Annotated in this window: 16 protein-coding genes and 5 tRNA genes; 15 read left to right on the forward strand and 6 right to left on the reverse strand. The window is 52.7% G+C overall.

Annotated features, from left to right (window positions below):
* Positions 1-125: 125 nt before the first annotated feature.
* From alaS to MRY16398_RS05760, 13 genes are all read left to right on the forward strand, one after another.
* A complete protein-coding gene (gene alaS, locus MRY16398_RS05700) occupies positions 126-2,753 on the forward strand; it encodes an alanine--tRNA ligase (protein WP_108700752.1) in 2,628 nt (875 codons plus the stop codon).
* 243 nt (positions 2,754-2,996) lie between these two features.
* Positions 2,997-3,182 (forward strand): carbon storage regulator CsrA, encoded by a 186-nt coding sequence (gene csrA / locus MRY16398_RS05705; protein WP_000906486.1) that lies wholly within the window; start codon positions 2,997-2,999, stop codon positions 3,180-3,182.
* A 321-nt stretch (positions 3,183-3,503) separates the two neighbouring features.
* Positions 3,504-3,596: transfer RNA gene (locus MRY16398_RS05710), tRNA-Ser, on the forward strand.
* Between the two features lie 3 nt (positions 3,597-3,599).
* A tRNA-Arg gene (locus MRY16398_RS05715) sits at positions 3,600-3,676 on the forward strand.
* Between the two features lie 63 nt (positions 3,677-3,739).
* A tRNA-Arg gene (locus MRY16398_RS05720) sits at positions 3,740-3,816 on the forward strand.
* 62 nt (positions 3,817-3,878) lie between these two features.
* Positions 3,879-3,955 (forward strand) — tRNA-Arg (locus MRY16398_RS05725).
* Positions 3,956-4,138: 183 nt separating this feature from the next.
* Positions 4,139-4,215, forward strand: a tRNA-Arg gene (locus MRY16398_RS05730).
* A 299-nt stretch (positions 4,216-4,514) separates the two neighbouring features.
* Complete coding sequence (locus MRY16398_RS05735) at positions 4,515-4,829, forward strand: BON domain-containing protein (protein ID WP_039077619.1); 315 nt, start codon at positions 4,515-4,517, stop codon at positions 4,827-4,829.
* Positions 4,830-4,944: 115 nt separating this feature from the next.
* Entirely contained in the window at positions 4,945-5,511 is a 567-nt protein-coding gene (gene yqaB, locus MRY16398_RS05740) for a fructose-1-phosphate/6-phosphogluconate phosphatase (protein WP_039077618.1), read from the forward strand.
* Positions 5,508-5,936: a YqaA family protein gene (locus MRY16398_RS05745; RefSeq protein ID WP_039077617.1), complete on the forward strand. Its 429-nt coding sequence runs from the start codon at positions 5,508-5,510 to the stop codon at positions 5,934-5,936. The genes yqaB and MRY16398_RS05745 overlap by 4 nt, the downstream gene beginning before the upstream one ends.
* 80 nt (positions 5,937-6,016) lie before the next feature.
* Entirely contained in the window at positions 6,017-7,561 is a 1,545-nt protein-coding gene (gene gshA / locus MRY16398_RS05750) for a glutamate--cysteine ligase (protein WP_125123960.1), read from the forward strand.
* Positions 7,562-7,713: 152 nt separating this feature from the next.
* The gene (gene luxS / locus MRY16398_RS05755; protein ID WP_039077615.1) at positions 7,714-8,229 is read left to right on the forward strand and encodes an S-ribosylhomocysteine lyase; all 516 of its coding nucleotides are present in this window, start codon (positions 7,714-7,716) and stop codon (positions 8,227-8,229) included.
* A gap of 52 nt (positions 8,230-8,281) precedes the next feature.
* Positions 8,282-9,061 carry an AraC family transcriptional regulator gene (locus MRY16398_RS05760; RefSeq protein WP_071194731.1) on the forward strand — a complete coding sequence of 260 codons (780 nt, stop codon included), beginning with the start codon at positions 8,282-8,284 and terminating at the stop codon, positions 9,059-9,061.
* On the opposite strand, the gene leuA is transcribed toward MRY16398_RS05760, so the two are convergent.
* Complete coding sequence (gene leuA / locus MRY16398_RS05765) at positions 9,058-10,707, reverse strand: 2-isopropylmalate synthase (protein WP_039077613.1); 1,650 nt, start codon at positions 10,705-10,707, stop codon at positions 9,058-9,060. The two genes, MRY16398_RS05760 and leuA, sit on opposite strands and share 4 nt — an antisense overlap.
* 436 nt (positions 10,708-11,143) lie before the next feature.
* Here leuA and MRY16398_RS05770 point away from each other — a divergent pair, with 436 nt between their 5' ends.
* Positions 11,144-11,479 (forward strand): hypothetical protein, encoded by a 336-nt coding sequence (locus MRY16398_RS05770; RefSeq protein WP_064572395.1) that lies wholly within the window; start codon positions 11,144-11,146, stop codon positions 11,477-11,479.
* The gene (locus tag MRY16398_RS05775) at positions 11,476-13,800 is read left to right on the forward strand and encodes an FKBP-type peptidyl-prolyl cis-trans isomerase N-terminal domain-containing protein (RefSeq protein WP_125123961.1); all 2,325 of its coding nucleotides are present in this window, start codon (positions 11,476-11,478) and stop codon (positions 13,798-13,800) included. The genes MRY16398_RS05770 and MRY16398_RS05775 overlap by 4 nt, the downstream gene beginning before the upstream one ends.
* Before the next feature lie 34 nt (positions 13,801-13,834).
* Here the strand turns inward: MRY16398_RS05775 and MRY16398_RS05780 are convergent, their stop codons facing one another.
* From MRY16398_RS05780 to mprA, 5 genes are all read right to left on the reverse strand, one after another.
* On the reverse strand, positions 13,835-14,950 hold the full coding sequence (locus MRY16398_RS05780; protein WP_125123962.1) for an AAA family ATPase: 1,116 nt from the start codon (positions 14,948-14,950) through the stop codon (positions 13,835-13,837).
* A complete protein-coding gene (locus tag MRY16398_RS05785) occupies positions 14,947-15,654 on the reverse strand; it encodes an RNA ligase family protein (RefSeq protein ID WP_125123963.1) in 708 nt (235 codons plus the stop codon). The genes MRY16398_RS05780 and MRY16398_RS05785 overlap by 4 nt, the downstream gene beginning before the upstream one ends.
* A gap of 295 nt (positions 15,655-15,949) precedes the next feature.
* The gene (gene emrB / locus MRY16398_RS05790; protein WP_071194726.1) at positions 15,950-17,488 is read right to left on the reverse strand and encodes a multidrug efflux MFS transporter permease subunit EmrB; all 1,539 of its coding nucleotides are present in this window, start codon (positions 17,486-17,488) and stop codon (positions 15,950-15,952) included.
* 15 nt (positions 17,489-17,503) lie between these two features.
* The gene (gene emrA, locus MRY16398_RS05795; protein ID WP_039077608.1) at positions 17,504-18,676 is read right to left on the reverse strand and encodes a multidrug efflux MFS transporter periplasmic adaptor subunit EmrA; all 1,173 of its coding nucleotides are present in this window, start codon (positions 18,674-18,676) and stop codon (positions 17,504-17,506) included.
* A gap of 127 nt (positions 18,677-18,803) precedes the next feature.
* On the reverse strand, positions 18,804-19,334 hold the full coding sequence (gene mprA / locus MRY16398_RS05800) for a transcriptional repressor MprA (protein ID WP_039077607.1): 531 nt from the start codon (positions 19,332-19,334) through the stop codon (positions 18,804-18,806).
* Between the last annotated feature and the right edge of the window lie 16 nt (positions 19,335-19,350).

The following is a 19,350-nucleotide window of genomic DNA, read 5'->3' on the forward strand; positions in this document are numbered from 1 at the left end:
ATACGGGATTTTACTTCGTAGTAAAGAAAACTTATCTTATTCCCACTTTTTCCAGTAGCGGGTTGCTGTCTGTCAAAGGGCAGTAATCCGTTACGACATTTCGTTAGCTTGATTTCAGGATAATTATGAGCAAGAGCACCGCTGAGATCCGTCAGGCGTTTCTCGATTTTTTCCATAGCAAGGGCCATCAGGTAGTTGCGAGCAGCTCCCTTGTGCCGAATAACGACCCGACTCTGCTGTTTACCAACGCCGGGATGAACCAGTTCAAGGACGTATTCCTTGGGCTCGACAAGCGTAATTATTCCCGTGCTACTACCGCGCAGCGCTGCGTGCGTGCGGGTGGTAAACACAACGACCTGGAAAACGTCGGTTACACCGCGCGCCATCATACCTTCTTCGAAATGCTGGGTAACTTCAGCTTCGGCGACTACTTCAAACACGATGCTATCCAGTACGCATGGGAACTGCTGACCGGTGATAACTGGTTCAAACTGCCAAAAGAGCGTCTGTGGGTAACGGTGTACGAGACCGACGACGAAGCCTACGAAATCTGGGAAAAAGAAGTCGGAATTCCGCGCGAGCGCATTATCCGTATCGGAGACAATAAAGGCGCGCCTTATGCTTCCGATAACTTCTGGCAGATGGGCGATACCGGTCCGTGCGGCCCTTGCACCGAGATTTTCTACGACCATGGCGACCATATCTGGGGTGGCCCTCCGGGAAGCCCGGAAGAAGACGGCGACCGCTACATTGAGATCTGGAACATCGTCTTTATGCAGTTCAACCGTCAGGCTGACGGTACCATGGAACCGCTGCCGAAACCGTCCGTTGATACAGGTATGGGGCTCGAACGTATCACTGCGGTGCTGCAACATGTGAATTCCAACTACGAAATCGACCTGTTCAGCAAACTTATCAAAGCGGTCGCTGATGTGACCGGCGCGACCGATTTGAGTAACAAATCCCTGCGCGTGATCGCGGACCATATTCGTTCCTGTGCCTTCCTGATCGCTGACGGCGTGATCCCGTCGAATGAAAACCGTGGCTATGTGCTGCGTCGTATCATTCGCCGTGCAATCCGTCACGGCAACATGCTGGGCGCGAAAGATACGTTCTTCTACAAACTGGTTGGGCCGCTGCTCGACGTTATGGGATCTGCCGGTGAAGAACTGAAACGCCAGCAAGCGCAGGTTGAGCAAGTTCTGAAAACCGAAGAAGAACAGTTTGCCCGTACGCTGGAGCGTGGCCTGGCGCTGCTGGACGAAGAGCTGGCGAAACTCAAAGGCGACACGCTGGATGGCGAAACCGCTTTCCGCCTGTACGACACCTATGGCTTCCCGGTGGATCTGACGGCTGACGTATGCCGCGAGCGTAATCTGAAAGTCGACGAAAAAGGCTTTGAAGCCGCAATGGAAGAGCAGCGTCGTCGTGCGCGTGAATCCAGCGGTTTTGGCGCTGACTATAATGCGATGATCCGTGTCGATGGCAGCTCAGAATTTAAAGGTTATGACCATCTGGAACTGACCGGCAAAGTGACCGCGCTGTTTGTTGATGGTAAAGCTGTGAATGCGGTGAACGCCGGTCAGGACGCTGTTGTGATTCTGGACCAGACCCCGTTCTATGCCGAATCCGGTGGTCAGGTGGGTGACAAAGGGGAACTGAAAGGCAACGGCTTTACGTTCACCGTCAATGATACGCAGAAATACGGCCAGGCGATCGGTCATCTGGGGCGCGTTGCCACAGGTTCACTGAAAGTGGGCGACGGCGTGAAAGCCGAAGTCGACGAAGCTCGTCGTCTGCGTATTCGTCTGAACCACTCTGCAACGCACCTGATGCATGCCGCACTACGCGATGTGCTGGGGACGCATGTGGCGCAGAAAGGCTCACTAGTTAACGATAAGGCGCTGCGTTTCGACTTCTCGCATTTCGAAGCGATGAAACCGTCTGAAATCCGTGCGGTAGAAGATCTGGTGAACGCGCAAATTCGCCGCAACCTGCCTATCGAAACCAATATCATGGATATCGATGCGGCAAAAGCCTCTGGCGCAATGGCGCTGTTTGGTGAGAAATATGATGACCGCGTGCGAGTTCTTCGCATGGGCGATTTCTCCACTGAACTGTGTGGTGGTACTCACGCATCGCGTACGGGCGATATCGGCCTGTTCCGCATTGTATCTGAGTCCGGCACTGCGGCGGGCGTCCGTCGTATTGAAGCGGTCACTGGCGAAGGCGCCATTGCGGCCCTGCATGCGCAAAGCGACCAGTTGCAGGATATTGCCCAGTTGCTGAAAGGTGATAGTGCCAATCTCGGTGACAAAGTTCGTTCCGCGCTGGAGCGTACCCGTCAGCTAGAGAAAGAGCTGCAACAGCTTAAAGAACAACAGGCCGCTCAGGAAAGCGCAAGCTTGACCGGGAAGGCTGAGGATATCAACGGCGTTAAACTCCTTGTCAGCGTGCTGGAGGGTGTTGAACCGAAGATGCTGCGTACCATGGTCGACGATCTCAAGAACCAATTAGGTTCTGCCGTTATCGTTCTGGCCACAGTGGCAGAAGGTAAGGTTTCTCTGATTGCGGGTGTGTCTAAGGATGTGACCGACCGCGTTAAAGCAGGGGAGCTAGTAGGGATGGTTGCCCAGCAAGTGGGCGGTAAAGGCGGCGGGCGTCCGGATATGGCGCAAGCCGGCGGCACGGATGTGGCAGCACTTCCGGCAGCAATGGCCAGCGTAAAAGGCTGGGTCGGCGCGAAACTGTAAAAATTACAAAGCGAATAGCAGTCGCCATGGCCTTGTCGCCATGGCGTTCTTGCCACTACGCTATTGAAAACGATAAAGTCAGGTTGAAGTTGTGTATATCGGCTAAACTTACGTCTAACAGAATGTGATGCCGTGACTGCTTACACTTAACGTGTTTGTCATCGCTTACTTTTTGGCGTTATATGATGGAGAATGCCGGGATACAGAGAGACCCGACTCTTTTAATCTTTCAAGGAGCAAAGAATGCTGATTCTGACTCGTCGAGTTGGTGAGACCCTCATGATTGGGGATGAGGTCACTGTGACTGTTTTAGGGGTTAAAGGTAACCAAGTGCGTATTGGCGTTAACGCTCCTAAAGAAGTATCTGTTCATCGTGAAGAAATCTACCAGCGTATCCAGGCTGAAAAATCACAGCAGTCCAGTTATTGATATTACCGCGTCTCGCCATCCCGGCGAGACGCAACATTTTTCCCCGATTCTCTCCTCATCACGTTACCTTTTTATTTCACACTCTCTATTCTCACTTCTTTTTCTCAGCTTTTTGTCCGTACTGGCGTATAGGGCGCATCGGTAATTTCTGCTGATAAAACATCCTTTTTGCACTTTTAACCGGCTAATTGTCTGCGAAGTGTGCAAACGATTCAGGGGCTGGAAAAATTGTTTGACTTATAAGTCCCAGAAAGTAATATGTGCGCCACGCAGCGACGATGAGCAGAAACAAGTTCTTCGAAGCACTCGTAAGAGGCGTGTGGTGAGGTGGCCGAGAGGCTGAAGGCGCTCCCCTGCTAAGGGAGTATGCGGTCAAAAGCTGCATCCGGGGTTCGAATCCCCGCCTCACCGCCATTTGCATCCATAGCTCAGCTGGATAGAGTACTCGGCTACGAACCGAGCGGTCGGAGGTTCGAATCCTCCTGGATGCACCATCTTTCTCAGTGTTGCGGCTTGTTGAGCAGCATTGAATCGGTAGTAAAGCAGTAAATCCTGATGCATCCATAGCTCAGCTGGATAGAGTACTCGGCTACGAACCGAGCGGTCGGAGGTTCGAATCCTCCTGGATGCACCATCTTCCTCAGTGTTGCGGCTTGTTGAGCAGCATTGAATCAGTAGTAAAGCAGTAATCCCGATGCATCCATAGCTCAGCTGGATAGAGTACTCGGCTACGAACCGAGCGGTCGGAGGTTCGAATCCTCCTGGATGCACCATCTTCTCTGGAATAACATCAGTATTGTTGTTTCATGGTCTGCGCAATAATCGCCAGTACCAGAGAAGATAACGTTGCGTCAGCAACGGCCCGCAGTGCGTCATCCTCCTGGATGCACCCTCATTTGTCAGGTAGCGCTTCAAAAGCGGTATTTGATATCAGCAGTAAAGCAGTAAATCCCGATGCATCCATAGCTCAGCTGGATAGAGTACTCGGCTACGAACCGAGCGGTCGGAGGTTCGAATCCTCCTGGATGCACCATCTTCTCCGGAATAACATAAGCATTGTTGTTTCATGGGCTGCGCAATAATCGCCAGCACCAGGGAGGATAACGTTGCGTCAGCAACGGCCCGCAGGGCGAACGCAGTGCGTCATCCTCCTGGATGCACCATCTTCTCTAAAACAACGTTCTCTTCTCAACCTTCTTATTTTTCGTACACATTTTTCACGTATCCTTTTTCATTCCCTGACAGATTTTTATTGGCAGGTTGTTCTTTCCTCTATAATTTATCTGCTCGTAACGATGTAAATTGAGTAAGGCGAAGGCAAGGAGAGATATCATGAAAGGGTACAAAGCTATTTCTGCGTTTTGCGCAATGTTACTTGTCGCACTAACCCTGAGCGGTTGTGCGGGCTCATCTAAAAAGGAAAGTACCGGCGGCTATATAGACGACACCGTCGTGACAACTAAAGTCAAAACCGCGCTCTTCAATGATAAAAACATTAAATCTTCGGAAATCAGCGTTGAAACCTTTAAAGGGCGTGTGCAACTGAGTGGTTTTGTCTCCTCGGCTGAAAGTGCTAAGCGCGCGGTGGAGGTCGCCCGCCGGGTTCCGGGCGTGCGGGTGGTCGAGAACGATTTGAGGATCAAATAATCTTCGCAAACCCCAAAGACGCCCCAGCGCGTCTTTGTTGTCTCTACGTCCGGCAGCGACAAAAATCTTTGTTTACGATAAAGTAACGTTTTGTTATCCGCTCGATGAGAACACGATGTACGAACGTTACGATGGTCTGATTTTCGATATGGATGGCACCATCCTGGATACCGAACCGACTCACCGTAAAGCCTGGCATGAGGTGCTGGGGCATTATGGTCTGCGTTACGATATACAGGCGATGATTGCGCTGAATGGCTCACCTACCTGGCGCATCGCACAGTCGGTAATTGAACTCAATCAGGCCGATCTTGACCCTTATGCGCTCGCACGTGAAAAAACAGAAGCGGTAAAAGCGATGCTTCTGGATACCGTTCGTCCGCTACCGCTTATTGATGTTGTCAAAGAGTGGTATGGTCGCCGTCCGTTATCGGTCGGGACGGGGAGCGAAAGCGCGATCGCCGAAGCACTGTTATCCCATCTTGGTCTGCGTCACTATTTCGCTGCCGTGGTTGCAGCCGATCATGTAAAAAACCATAAACCGGCGCCCGATACTTTTTTGCTCTGTGCGGAAAAAATGGGCGTCGTACCGGAAAGATGCGTGGTTTTTGAGGATGCGGACTTTGGCCTGCAGGCGGCACGCGCGGCCGGGATGGATGCTGTGGATGTTCGCCTGCTGTGAGTGAAGCGCTTTCTCTTGTTTCACTGTTTGTCAGCAGTTTTCTTAGCGCCACCTTGCTTCCAGGCAACTCTGAGGTGGTGCTGATTGCTATGCTGCTTTCCGGCCTTAGTCAGCCGTGGTTACTCGTATTAATAGCAACAATGGGTAATAGCCTTGGAGGGTTGACTAACGTTATTCTTGGGCGTTTCTTTCCAATGCGTGAAAAGTCGCGCTGGCAAGAAAAAGCAACAGGCTGGCTAAGACGCTATGGTGCAGCCACACTGTTATTAAGCTGGATGCCTGTAATCGGCGATTTGCTGTGCCTGCTGGCGGGATGGATGCGCATTCCCTGGGGGCCAGTCGTGTTTTTTTTATGCCTTGGGAAAGCATTGCGCTACGTAATTGTAGCTGTAGCAACGCTCCAGGGCATGACGTGGTGGCACTAATTGGACTGAGTGAGTGACCTTTAATCGTCAACCATTACAATTATGCTTAATAAAATGAATATTACAGGCGGGAGGTCAATTTGATCCCGGACGTATCACAGGCATTGTCCTGGCTGGAAAAAAATCCTCAGGTTCTCAAGGGGATTCAACGAGGTCTTGAGCGCGAAACGCTGCGCGTCAAGGCAGATGGCACGCTGGCAACCAGCGGCCATCCGCACGCCCTTGGTTCCGCGTTGACCCATAAATGGATTACGACAGATTTTGCCGAAGCATTGCTGGAGTTTATTACTCCGGTAGACGGTGATATTCAGCATATGCTGACCATCATGCGTGATATTCACCGCTTTGCCGCGCGTGAAATAGGTGATGAACGCATGTGGCCGCTCAGCATGCCGTGCTATATCGAAAACGGCCAGGATATTGAACTGGCGCAGTATGGCTCGTCAAATATCGGTCGCCTGAAAACACTGTACCGTGAAGGCTTGAAAAACCGCTACGGCGCGTTGATGCAGACCATTTCAGGCGTGCATTACAATTTTTCGCTGCCGATGGCTTTCTGGGAAGCCAAATGTGGGGAAACTGATAAAGAATCCGTTTCTGACGGTTACTTCCGTCTGATCCGTAACTATTACCGCTTTGGTTGGGTCATTCCGTATCTGTTTGGCGCGTCCCCGGCGATTTGCCCCTCTTTCCTGCAGGGCAAACCTTCGACGCTGCCTTTCGAGAAGACCCCTGGCGGCATGCATTATCTGCCGTATGCCACTTCGCTGCGTTTGAGCGACCTGGGGTACACCAACAAGTCGCAAAGCAATCTTGGCATCACCTTTAACAACCTGTCTGATTATGTCGTGGCGCTGAAACGCGCGATTAAAACGCCCTCTGAGGAATACGCGAAGATTGGTCTGAAAAAAGAGGGTAAGTATCTGCAGATCAATACCAATATCCTGCAGATTGAAAACGAACTTTATGCCCCGATTCGCCCGAAACGCGTAACGCGTAGCGGTGAGTCGCCGTCGGATGCGCTGTTGCGCGGCGGAATTGAATATATTGAAGTGCGTTCGCTGGACATCAATCCGTTCACCCCGATTGGCGTGGATGAGCAGCAGATCCGTTTCCTCGATCTGTTTATGGTCTGGTGCGTGCTGGCGGATGCGCCGGAAATGAGTAGCGACGAGCTGCTGTGTACGCGTAAAAACTGGAATCGCGTGATTCTGGAAGGGCGTAAAACGGGCCTGACGCTGGGAATGGGCTGCGAAACGGCGCAATTCCCACTGCCACAAGTCGGGAAAGATCTGTTCCGTGACCTTAAACGTGTCGCGCAGACGCTTGATGGACTGTACGGTGGCAACAATTACGAGCAGGTTTGCGATGAACTGGTGGCCTGTTTTGACAACCCGGAACTGACATTCTCGGCGCGCATTTTGCGTTCTATGCTTGATAAAGGTATTGGCGGTACGGGCAAAGCGCTCTCAGAAGAGTATCGGTCCATGTTGCGTGAAGAACCGCTGGAAATTTTGCGCGAAGAGGATTTCAGAAAAGAGTGCGAGGTTTCCTGGGCGCGCCAGAAAGAGGTTGAAGCGTCGGACACTGAGACATTCGAGGCGCTGGTCGCAAGACACGCCTGACAGAAAAGAAAAAGGCCACAGTAATGTGGCCAAAATATTCATCTCTGAAAACAGGGATGATGATAACAAATGCGCGTCTTTCATATACTCAGACTCGCATCAGAATGAAGAGTTCATTTTATTTTAAAAAAAATCACTGCGGAGGTGACTAAATGCCATTGTTGGATAGCTTCACTGTCGATCATACCCGTATGGAAGCGCCTGCGGTTCGTGTTGCAAAGAGCATGAACACTCCTCATGGCGACGCTATTACCGTTTTCGACCTGCGTTTCTGCGTGCCTAACAAAGAAGTCATGCCGGAAAAAGGTATCCATACGCTTGAGCACCTGTTCGCAGGTTTCATGCGTGATCATCTGAACGGGAATGGCGTGGAGATTATCGACATCTCCCCGATGGGTTGCCGTACCGGCTTCTATATGAGCCTGATCGGTACGCCTGATGAGCAACGTGTGGCCGATGCCTGGAAAGCGGCGATGGCTGACGTACTGAAAGTGCAGAACCAGAACCAGATTCCGGAACTTAACGTCTATCAGTGCGGCACATATCAGATGCACTCGCTGAGCGAAGCGCAGGACATTGCGCGCCATATTCTCGAAAAAGACGTGCGTGTAAACAGCAATGAAGAGCTGGCGCTGCCGAAAGAGAAACTGCAGGAACTGCACATCTAGTGCGAATGTTCCCTCTCCCAACGGGAGAGGGATGGGCAAAGGAGGTTAAGCGATGTCCACGACCTTAACCTTCTCCTTTACCCATCGCCCTCTGGTCCCCTTTGCCCATGATTATGAACACGGAGAAAGCGAGCCGTGGCATCAGCATGAGTGCGCCCAATTGCTGCATATCTTAAGTGGCGTTGTCCGGGTGGACACGGCATCAGGTTGTTGGGTCGTACCGCCAGGGCGCGGCGTCTGGTTGCCTGCCGGAACACAACATGCGATTCGCATTACGGGTAAAGTTGCTGCACGCACGCTGTTTATTGACCCACTTGCCCGCGCGGATTTACCCGCCTCCTGCCAGATTGTGCAAATCACACCGCTGCTACGCGAGCTGATTATCGCCTCGTTTTCTCTTGCCGAAAAATACGCGCCGGCCAGTCGTGATGAGCATGTTTATGAGCTGATACTCGATGAAATCCGCGGTATGCGCGTGCTGCCCTTTTTCTTGCCGGAGCCCGAGAGTGAAGTGCTGAAAAATCTGTGTCTGCGCATTCGCGAGTCGATAGCCCAGCCCTGGAGCAGCACACAGGCGGCGGCGCTGATCGGCATGAGTGAAAAGACCCTTAACCGCCATTTTCAACGGCAAACGGCGTTAACTTATGGCGAATGGGTTCGGCAGGCAAAGCTGATGGAAGCGCTGGTCAGGCTTGCGCAAGGTCACTCAGTGTTACGTGTCGCGCTGGATCTGGGATACGGCAGCCATAGTGCGTTTACGGCGATGTTTCGCCGGGTGATGGGGATATCACCCAGCGATTATTTCCGCGCACCGGAAAACGAGTGTTATTAGCTCAGCGCATTCAGTAACGCCTGTAAAGATGCCCTCGCCACATCATTATCGATACCCACCCCCCAGCTTCCGCTACCGTCCGGATACAGACAGTGAATGTAGGCCACAGAGCGGCTGTCGCTACGTTCTCCGAGCGTATGTTCGTGATAATCCTTAATGCTGAAAGGCTGTTTAAGCAACTGGCTTAGTGCGCCGGCGGCGGCAGACAGCAATCCATTACCCAGACCTTCGATTTTACGTTGGGTCCCCTGTAGCAGTAATGTGGCCTGCAAATGTAACTGACCATCCTGGCGGCTTTCGCTTTTATAATCCACCAGGGCCAGCGCAGGCTGCGCAATCAGGCCGTAGCGCTGGCGGAAGAGCTGCCACAGCGCATTTTGCGTCATCTCTTTACCGTGGCTGTCCGTTTCGCGCTGTACATGCTGGCTAAAATCCTGCTGTAACGCGCGGGGTAATTTCAGCCCATGATTTTGCTCAATCAGCCACGCGCTACCGCTCTTACCGGACTGGCTGTTCACGCGGATCACCGCTTCGTAGGTACAACCAATGTCCTGCGGATCGACAGGCAGATAGGGCATCTCCCAGCGCTCGTCAGCCTTGCGGGCATCGAAGCCTTTTTTAATCGCATCCTGATGCGATCCAGAAAAGGCGGTATAGGCCAGGCGCCCGGCCCACGGATGACGTGGGTGAACGGGCAACTGATTACAGTTTTCCACCACATCGACCACCTGCTGCATATTGCTGAAATCAAGTTCCGGTGAGATACCCTGGCTATAAAGGTTCATCGCCAGCGTAACCAGACAAACATTGCCGGTGCGTTCGCCATTACCGAACAGACAGCCTTCAACGCGATCGGCACCTGCCAGCAGCGCCAGCTCAGCACTTGCCACGCCAGTTCCGCGATCGTTATGCGGATGCACGCTGATACTCACCGCCTGGCGACGGGTAAAGTGGCGGCAGAAATATTCAATCTGATCGGCGTAAACGTTGGGCGTGTTGACTTCCACCGTCGCGGGCAGATTAATAATCATGGGACGTTCAGCGCCGGGTTCCCATACATCGGCCACGGCTTCACAAATTTCCAGCGCAAATTCCGGTTCGGTAAAACAGAAGGTTTCCGGGGAATACTCGTACTGCCAGCGGGTTTGTGGATGCTGTTCGCAAAGTTGACGAATGAGCCGTGTAGAGCGTACCGCAAGGGCGATTACGTCGGCCTTTTCCATGCCAAACACCAGCTTGCGAAACAGTGGTGCCGTCGCATTGTAGAGGTGAATGGTAGCGCTGTGCGCTCCCATCAATGAAGCGAAGGTTCGGTGAATCAGATCCTCGCGCGCCTGGGTCAATACCTGGACAGTGACATCCTGGGGAATGCGGTTTTCTTCAATCAACTGGCGTACAAAGTTAAAGTCGGTTTGCGATGCAGACGGGAATGCCACTTCGATCTCTTTAAAACCGCAGGCGAGGAGCAGATCCCAGAACTGCAACTTACGCTCACTGTCCATGGGCTCTGCAAGCGCCTGGTTGCCATCGCGCAGGTCTGTAGAGAGCCAGCGTGGCGCGTGGGTTTGTTGTTTTTCAGGCCAGCGACGATCGGGTAACGAAATCGGCGTATAAGGACGGTATTTTTGTGCAGGGTCTTTAAGCATTGTCTTCTCCTTTGGTCTGTGAATTATCCTGGCGGCAGACAAGAGACGATGCTTTAGCGCAGCGGACAGAAACTACTGAGAAACGGACAATCTGGCTGTCAACACCCGATGTAAAAGTCCTGGCGCCTGTACGCATATTTTATTTATTACGATTTTCATTAATTCTATTCTGCGATTGGTTTATTTTTATAATAAATATTATTGTGCTTTAAATGTATTATCTGAATGCTTTTATTGGCAGGATTCTGATTGCTAACCACCTGTTTAATTTCTGCTTGTTGTCATTTTCTTTCTGCCGTGGTAGGTTTTATTTTTCTTTTTTTGTGGTTGATAACCAAACGGGAATGAATGTATTCATATTACGGATGCATTCACAGGGAATATTATGCTCAGGTATGAGGCTACTATGCGGTCATCACACGTCGGATTCATAATAATGACACTCGCACTACTGCTGGTAGGGTGCTCAGGGAAAAAATCATCGCCCCCTTTGACTTCAACATCGGGAAAGCAAAGTGAAGTGCAATGCTATCAAATGTTTACTGCATTAAAATCACTTGATAACGCATCTTTTAAAAAGTACCAGCAACAATTCAGTATTATCAATAATAATTATGCAATATATAAAAAGAATCAATCGCTTATAGATGGAAATTCTTCGGAAATTATTAGGCTTGAGCTGAATAATAAAGTTGATATTGTTTGCGCTCGTGTGCGCAGCGCCGTGTTTGCCAATATGTCAAGGCGTGCAAACGAATTGAACAAATTATGAGAAAATTATTATCTATTGCTGTAATAATCTCGGGTGTGGTTTTCTCAGATATGGTTGAGGCCGACTCAACGTTATTAATTGAACGACTGCAGCAAGAAGGGATGCTGGCACCCGAGCCGAATATTTTGTTTAAAAATGTGGGTGAAAAACCACAAAGTACAACGCCTGCTGTTCCTCTGTTGACGCCTTCTTCACCTGCAACGCAGGTAAAAAATGCCGCGGTAGTCAAAAAGAGTGCTGCGCAACAATCGGAACTCAGTACCCTGAAACGAAAGCTCAGCACTCTGCAGCGTGAATTGCAGGCGCTTCGTAAGCAGAATGCGTCACTTAAAAATCGACAGCCAGGCCTGTTAACGGAGCAGGGCGAAGCATTCAGAGATGAAAATAAACAGTTGCACCAGCAACTCCTGGCGAGTGAGAAACAACTGGCTGAAAGCGCGCGTCGCTATGAAAAACAGGTTGGCGAACTGACCGCGCGGGCAGAAGAATTACAGACGCAAATGACCCACTTTCAGTTGGCTGCCAATGAGGCCACCAGCCAGAAGGCGCTGCTGGAGCAGCAACTGGCGAAGCAGTCTGGCAGCGATAAAGCGATGGAGACGCAGCGGGCGGAGGCCGAAAAACTGCGCGCCCAGCTTGCCGCAGCGAATGAGAAAACCGCGACGCTTGGCAAGAATATCGCCGAACTGGAGAAAACGGCGCAGGCAAATAGCGCGCGCACCGCCACGCTCGAACAGAGCCTGAAAGAGGCCACCAGCCAGAAGGCGCTGCTGGAGCAGCAACTGGCGAAGCAGTCCGACAGCGACAAAACGCTGGCGACGCAGCGGGCGGAGGCCGAAAAACTGCGCGCCCAGCTTGCGGCGGCGAATGAGAAAACTGCGACGCTTGGCAATAATATCGCCGAACTGGAGAAAACCGCGCAAGCAAATAACGCGCGCACCGCCACGCTCGAACAGAGCCTGAAAGAGGCTGCCAGCCAGAAGGCGCTGCTGGAGCAGCAACTGGCGAAGCAGTCCGACAGCGACAAAACGCTGGCGACGCAGCGGGCGGAGGCCGAAAAACTGCGCGCCCAGCTTGCCGCAGCGAATGAGAAAACCGCGACGCTTGGCAAGAATATCGCCGAACTGGAGAAAACCGCGCAGGCAAATAGCGCGCGCACCGCCACGCTCGAACAGAGCCTGAAAGAGGCCACCAGCCAGAAGGCGCTGCTGGAGCAGCAACTGGCGAAGCAGTCCGACAGCGACAAAACGCTGGCAACGCAGCGGGCGGAGGCCGAAAAACTGCGCGCCCAACTTTCGGCGGCGAATGAGAAAACCGCGACGCTTGGCAAGAATATCGCCGAACTGGAGAAAACCGCGCAGGCGAATAGCGCGCGTACCGCCGCACTCGAACAGAGCCTGAAAGAGGCCACCAGCCAGAAGGCGCTGCTGGAGCAGCAACTGACGAAGCAGTCCGACAGCGATAAAACGCTGGCGACGCTACTTGAGCAAGCCAGTAAACAAAACAGCGAACAGCTCACTCAGCTTAATACTGCCAAAGACAAGATCGCAGAACAGTTCGCGCGTCTTGCTAAACTTGAGCAGCAAGCCAAAAAAGCCGACGAAGAGAAAAAGCAGGCGTTGGCCAGTCTGGCAACGTTACAAAAGGAGCACGATGCGACTTCCCTTGAACTGGTTAAAGCAAAGCAGTCCGCCTACTCACTGAAAAAGCACAAGTCTGAGGAGGCAAAAATAAACTATGCCTACGGTGCGTATTACGCGGTTAAGGTTCTCTACGAATTCAAAGTACTTGAGAATGCCGGGCACAAGTTCTTGCCTCTGGCCTTCCAGCAGGGGTTCAAAGATAAGCTCGCCAACACAATGCAACTGAGCGAAGAAGACGTTGGTCAGACTTTAACTCGTTTTGATCAGCAGGTGGGGGCGGCGAACGAGCGAGAACGGGAGCGTAACAAAAAACAGAGCATCCAGTTTGTTGCGCAAGCTGCGAAAGTCAAAGGCGCTGAGCGGACCCACAACGGCGTGGTTTACCAGGTTATCAAAAAAGGCAAAACACCGCTATTAACCGCAAACGATACGGTTCGTTTCCGGCTTGATGAAAAAATCAGTACCGGAAAGAAAATTTCTGTCGGCGAAGTACGAATTGGTATGGTGAGTAAGCTTCCGGAATTAATGCAGCAAGGCTTGCTGCGTATCGGCAGTGGAGGCAAGGTCAGGATCACCGTTCCGAGTGAACTTGCCTATGGTGAACAGGGGATACCCGGTTCTGTGCCGCCAGGCGTGGCCTCGGAAATAACCCTCGAAATTCTTGGCATCGTGAAATAGCACAAGAAGGGCCTCCTGGCTGGAGGCCCTTAGGTTATGCATCCGTGACCCGGTACTCAACGCAATGTGCTTCATCGGGCTGAGGAACCTCAAGCCTGGACGACATGCGCAGAATGACCTCTTCCGGTACGGCATGCTGGCGATTGGCATTCTGCGTTTTCCATTGCGGCCAGGGCACTTCCAGATAAACAATTTTTACCCTCGCCCCGTAAGCCGTGAACAGGCTGATAAGCTGAGTTCGCAGTTGTCGGCTGATGTTTGTCGCATTCCACACGAAGGGCGATTTTTGCCGCAAAAGCACGCGCGCTTCCTCTTTCGCCAGTTGTACGACTTGCCCGGTTGCTGAACGATCGGCAGGGCTTACGCCCAGCCGCCTGCGAATATCATCCAGGCTTATGACGGCCAACCCTTTGCAATGTTCGCTGATATAGCGATCTTTCCCCATTCCGGGCAGTGCGCTAAGCAAGGTCACCTCGAAGGACTCTGTGTCCCAGGGCACAAAATTTGCCGGGCTGTTCTCATGCGTCAGGTAATGCCAGCGTGCGGTATCGGATGCAAAGGGGCGCGCTTGCCCCCAGCAGTGCTGCTCCTGACAAAAGAGCTCAAACAAAGCAATGCGATCAAGCATCTCCTGTTTGTCTTCGCAATGACGCCCCTTCATATCGGCACGCGCGAGCAATGCCAGCAGTCGAGTGTCAATACGCATCGCAGCACTCAGCAGTAAGCGCTCAGGCGACGGGCGTTCCAGCAGCCATAAGGGGAGGCCATGCAGACGCACCAGCGCTGCAATCTGCTCGCGCAGGGCAAATGGCGTCGGGATGTCACGCCACAAAATTTGCCGTGCAGTGAGCTCACCTTTGCGGGCATGACCAGGCGAGTGGATACGTCCGTCATCGTCCTGGTGCGTGGTGCTGCGCTTTTCGACATCGTGCAGGAGCGCCGCGGCCCACATTATTTCCTGCTGCTGACGTGGCAGTTGCTGATACGCATCCATTTCCGTCAACGCATTGAGGACCATCTCGGTGTGGATCCCTACATTGCCTTCCGCATGGTGAAAGGGATCCTGTGGAACCTGATGCATCTCTTCCACCCAGTTAAAACGCTGGCGTAAAGTGGCCCAGTTTTTGTCTTCGCTTAGCTGCCAGATCATCGTGTGCCTCCTGCTGCAAACTCATACGCCATGCGGGCGCGTTGCCAGTTGCGCTTCCAGTGCTCGGTGGTTTTCACATGATTTTTGCGCACAAACTTGAAGACATTATGCGCAAATTCATCAACAGGAAATTCTTCACTGTTGCGGGTGACCACACCTTCGAGCGTACACGGCTTGCCGGTCTGGGTATCCCAGGGCGCAAATGCGCCACTGCCGGTTGTGAGCGCCAGAAACTCACGCTGCCACGCCTTTTCATCGTTTCCAGGCTGTGGGCCTTTCATCTCTGGTACGCAGGGAAAATCAAAGAGCGCAGCATAAAATTTGACCTCTTCCCAGCTTAACCAGACGTCCTGGCAGCGGATCGCAAAGAGAAAGAAATCCTGCTCCAGCGCGTGATACTCAATGGAATGGACGGCGTAAAGATTCTCACCAAAGAGTTCGAGATCGCCGAGATCGTCTTTCAGCAATTGCCAGCGCTGGCGAATCTTATGTGTCCATGCGGATTGGGTAGGCGCAGCGTGCGAGCGCGCAAAAACGCCATAGCGGTTCAGGCAGTTATTCTCACCGTCCAGCTTTTCCGTATGGACCAGCGACGCGATCGACTGCACATCACGCCAGTAATCGGCATTGATGCGGTCATCGCTGGTGGTGCCAGGGGAGAAAGGATAGTGCCAGGTTCTCCCGTATTTTCGTTGTGAATTCATGATAATCCATTATTTTTTTGTGTAATTATTGTTCGCCCGCGCGGCGTGCGAATGCCAGGTTGAGTGGGTTAAAAATGTGAGGTTAACAATCACCCGCAAAAGGGGTGGACGACGTCAGAGGGATAAACAACCTGAGCGCGTTGCTCAGAACCGGTTAAGGTGAATGGAAGATTTCGGGGCGGGCGTAAAGATACACGCGTTATGATGATAAAACAACCACCTGCGAGTGCGGGCATAAAAAAGGGATCCGAAGATCCCTCAGGTGAACGCTTTTTTCTGCCGGATTGAACGGCGCTTAGTGCGCGCCACCACCACCGCCGCCAGCACCAAACGGCGGTCTGGCAAACCACACAAGGCCCAGCAAGACCAGGAATACCGCGGCCGACATCCAGAAAATCTCATTGGCGGAAATAATCAGCCCCTGATTGGTGATTTGCTGGGCTATCCAGCCGGATGCCTGCTGCTGTGACATCCCCAGCCCCTGCAACTGGTTATACATTTCCTGCGCGTTCGGGTTGTAAGGGTTTACCGACTCGGTTAACTGCGCGTGATGCATCGATTCCCGGTTGGTCCACATGGTGGTGGTGATCGATGTCCCGATGGAACCTGCCAGCGTTCGGGCAAAGTTCGACAGGCTCGACGCCGCTGCCAGACGCTCTGGTGGCAGACCGGACAGGGTAATCGTCGTCAGCGGCATAAAGAAGCAGGCTACGGCGAAACCCTGAATAAATTGCGGCCATGCGGAAGCGCCAAAATCCATTCCCGGCTCAAAGGTATATGCACGCCAGTAGAAGCAGACGGCATACATAATAAAGCTGAATGTCACCAGCCTGCGCATATCGAGCTTATGGGCAAAACGACCAATGACCGGCGACAGCAGGACCGGGATCACCCCAACTGGCGCAGAGGCAAGCCCCGCCCATGTCGCGGTGTAGCCATAAACTTCCTGCAATAGCTGCGGCAATAGAACAATCGCGCCGAAATAGAGCATATAGGCGAGACTGATACACAAACAGCCGATGGTAAAATTCCGCGACTTAAAGAGCGACAGGTCGACTATCGGGTTCTCATCCGTCAGCTCCCACACCACAAGAAAGCTTATCGCCACCACGGCGACAATGGTCAGGATGATGATCTCGCGGGAGTTGAACCAGTCCAGTTCTTTACCCTGGTCGAGCATCACCTGCAGGCTACCGATACCAATCACCAGTAATGCCAGGCCCACGCCGTCGATGCGGCGCTGTTCAGTGCGCGTTTCACGGCCACGCAGCGATTGCAGAGTCAGCAGTACGACCAGTACGCCGATAGGGACGTTGATAAAGAAGATCCAGCCCCAGTGGTAGTTATCACTGATATAACCGCCGAGGATCGGGCCGCAAATGGGGGCTACGATCACCGTCATCGACCACAGCGCCAGCGCAATGGAACGTTTAGCGGGCGGGTAGTTACTCAGCAACAGACTCTGTGAGAGTGGAATCAACGGCCCGGCGACAATCCCCTGAATGACGCGGAAGAAGATCAGCATGCTCAGGCTATTGGAGACACCGCACGCCCAGGAGGCGATAGCAAAAGCGACGGTAGACCAGAGGAACAGTTTGACCTCACCCACACGCTTCGCCAGCCAGCCGGTGATCGGAATCGAGATGGCGTTTGCCACCCCGAAAGAGGTGATAACCCAGGTACCCTGGCTCAGGGAAGAGCCAAGGTTGCCGGCAATCGTTGGGATCGCGACGTTAGCAATGGTGGAATCCAGCACCTGCATGAAGGTCGCCAGTGACAGCGCAATGGTCATAATGACCAGTTGCGCTCCTTCCAGCGGTTTTCTCTGTTGCATTACGCGTACCTCGGATTAACCCGCGTTGGCCTTCACGATATTTTCAATCAGGGTGTTGACCGGTTTCAGGTCAAGCTCGCGTGCGTTGCTCTCATAGGCCGGGCTGGTGCGAACCTGGCTAGACAGTACCTGGCCGTCACGGTTGGTGGTATCAACATTGACCAGCGTTGAGAGGCCAATACGCAACGGGTGATCGCTCAACTGTTTTGCATCGAGTTCGATACGTACCGGCAGGCGCTGAACCACTTTGATCCAGTTACCGGTGGCGTTCTGAGCCGGAAGCAGAGAGAAGGCGCTGCCTGTACCCATATCCAGACCCACCACTTTGCCGGTGTATTTCACTTCATCACCGTAAAGATCGCTAACGACGGTGGCTGTCTGGCCGATACGCATATGCGCAAGCTGAGTTTCTTTGAAGTTTGCGTCCACCCACAAACCCGTGGCCGGTACGACGGCCATCAGCGAGGTTGTCGGGCTTATCTGCGCGCCAGGCTGAACGGCACGGCGAGATACATAGCCGGTGATCGGGCTGACAATTTTGGTACGTTGCAGCGCAAGCCAGGCGTTACGCAGTTCAGCGGCGGCCTGTTTTACCGCAGGCTGATCTTCCAGACGGGTATCCAGGATCATCGCCTGGTTGGCATTATATTGCTGAATAGCAACATCCAACTGCGCCTGTGCGGTGGCGACAGCATCACGGGCATGTTGCAGCTCTTCACGGCCAATCAAGTTGGCGTTGCCCAGCGGTACACGGCGATTTAAATCCGTTTGCGCCTGAGCCAGAGCGGTACGTTGCAGTTCGATGCTTGCCTGAAGCTGCTTGCCGTTGATCATCAACTGACGGGTCTGGCGAACGCTTGAGGCCAGCGCGGTCTGCGCTTTTTCAAATGCCTGTTGGGCATCGGTAGCATCGAGGGTGACCAGCACATCCCCTTGTTTGACGTAGTCGGTATTGTCAGCCCAGACTTTCGTCACGCTGCCGGATACCTGCGCCATGATTTGAACCTGGTTCCCTGCCACGTAGGCGTCATCGGTTTCCTCAAAATGACGCAGTACTAAAAACCAATAAATCCCATATGCCACGGCAATAACAATAAAGAGCAAGGTCAACAGCAGAAGGGCGCCTTTGCGTTTGCCTTTCTTTTTGACCGGTTGCTGCGGGGTTTGACTCTCCGCATTTGCGCTCATGCTTTTCTCCACGATCTTATTATTTCATATCGGCAAGGCCGACCTATTTTGTCAGAAAGGCCAGCAGTGTGACGTGCCGGCCTGACGGAATTCTTATTCAATCTGGATGTTCGAGCGGATCTCAGCGTTAGCGCAGCGCCTCGAGGATGGTGCCGTCTTCGTCCATTTGATCCAGGCGAGTGAGCAACTTGCGTGTGATGTGCTCGAGTTGGTCTTTTTCAGCGGTAGTCAGCGAAGACCAGAGTTGGTGCAGACAGTTGTGCTGCGGTGGCAGAACCTGACGCAGGAATTCATGCCCTTTTTCGGTCAACTGCAGATGCAGGCAGCGACGGTCATTGTCGCTTTCACGGCGTTCAATCCAGCCGCGTTTTTCCAGTTCATCGGCGATACGGGTCGCATTGGTGCGGGAAGAGCCTAGCGCGCTGCTCAGTTCCGATGGCTGAATACTGTGATTTTCCTGCGACTCCAGGGTGATTAACGCCATAAATAATGTTTCGTTAATCCCTTGAGCTTTCAGCATTTTGTTGCGGTTTTCCAGCAGTTTGCCCTGCATGTGCATACACAGGCGGGTGAGCAGAATTTCCTGGAACGGGAAATCTTCATAGCGGCTGGCGCGGAATTTAAGCATTTGTTCAATGGGCGTAAACGAACTATCCATTTGGGCATAACCTCAT

The organism is Phytobacter sp. MRY16-398 (assembly GCF_003925915.1).
Taxonomy (GTDB): Bacteria; Pseudomonadota; Gammaproteobacteria; order Enterobacterales; family Enterobacteriaceae; genus Phytobacter; species Phytobacter diazotrophicus.

Bases quoted from the DNA above. Each gene is read 5' to 3' on its own strand.
- alaS (WP_108700752.1), top strand. From the start codon at position 126: ATGAGCAAGAGCACCGCTGAGATCCGTCAGGCGTTTCTCGATTTTTTC.
- csrA (WP_000906486.1), top strand. From the start codon at position 2,997: ATGCTGATTCTGACTCGTCGAGTTGGTGAGACCCTCATGATTGGGGAT.
- MRY16398_RS05735 (WP_039077619.1), top strand. From the start codon at position 4,515: ATGAAAGGGTACAAAGCTATTTCTGCGTTTTGCGCAATGTTACTTGTC.
- yqaB (WP_039077618.1), top strand. From the start codon at position 4,945: ATGTACGAACGTTACGATGGTCTGATTTTCGATATGGATGGCACCATC.
- luxS (WP_039077615.1), top strand. From the start codon at position 7,714: ATGCCATTGTTGGATAGCTTCACTGTCGATCATACCCGTATGGAAGCG.
- MRY16398_RS05760 (WP_071194731.1), top strand. From the start codon at position 8,282: ATGTCCACGACCTTAACCTTCTCCTTTACCCATCGCCCTCTGGTCCCC.
- leuA (WP_039077613.1), bottom strand. From the start codon at position 10,707: ATGCTTAAAGACCCTGCACAAAAATACCGTCCTTATACGCCGATTTCG.
- MRY16398_RS05770 (WP_064572395.1), top strand. From the start codon at position 11,144: ATGACACTCGCACTACTGCTGGTAGGGTGCTCAGGGAAAAAATCATCG.
- MRY16398_RS05775 (WP_125123961.1), top strand. From the start codon at position 11,476: ATGAGAAAATTATTATCTATTGCTGTAATAATCTCGGGTGTGGTTTTC.
- MRY16398_RS05780 (WP_125123962.1), bottom strand. From the start codon at position 14,950: ATGATCTGGCAGCTAAGCGAAGACAAAAACTGGGCCACTTTACGCCAG.
- MRY16398_RS05785 (WP_125123963.1), bottom strand. From the start codon at position 15,654: ATGAATTCACAACGAAAATACGGGAGAACCTGGCACTATCCTTTCTCC.
- emrB (WP_071194726.1), bottom strand. From the start codon at position 17,488: ATGCAACAGAGAAAACCGCTGGAAGGAGCGCAACTGGTCATTATGACC.
- emrA (WP_039077608.1), bottom strand. From the start codon at position 18,676: ATGAGCGCAAATGCGGAGAGTCAAACCCCGCAGCAACCGGTCAAAAAG.
- mprA (WP_039077607.1), bottom strand. From the start codon at position 19,334: ATGGATAGTTCGTTTACGCCCATTGAACAAATGCTTAAATTCCGCGCC.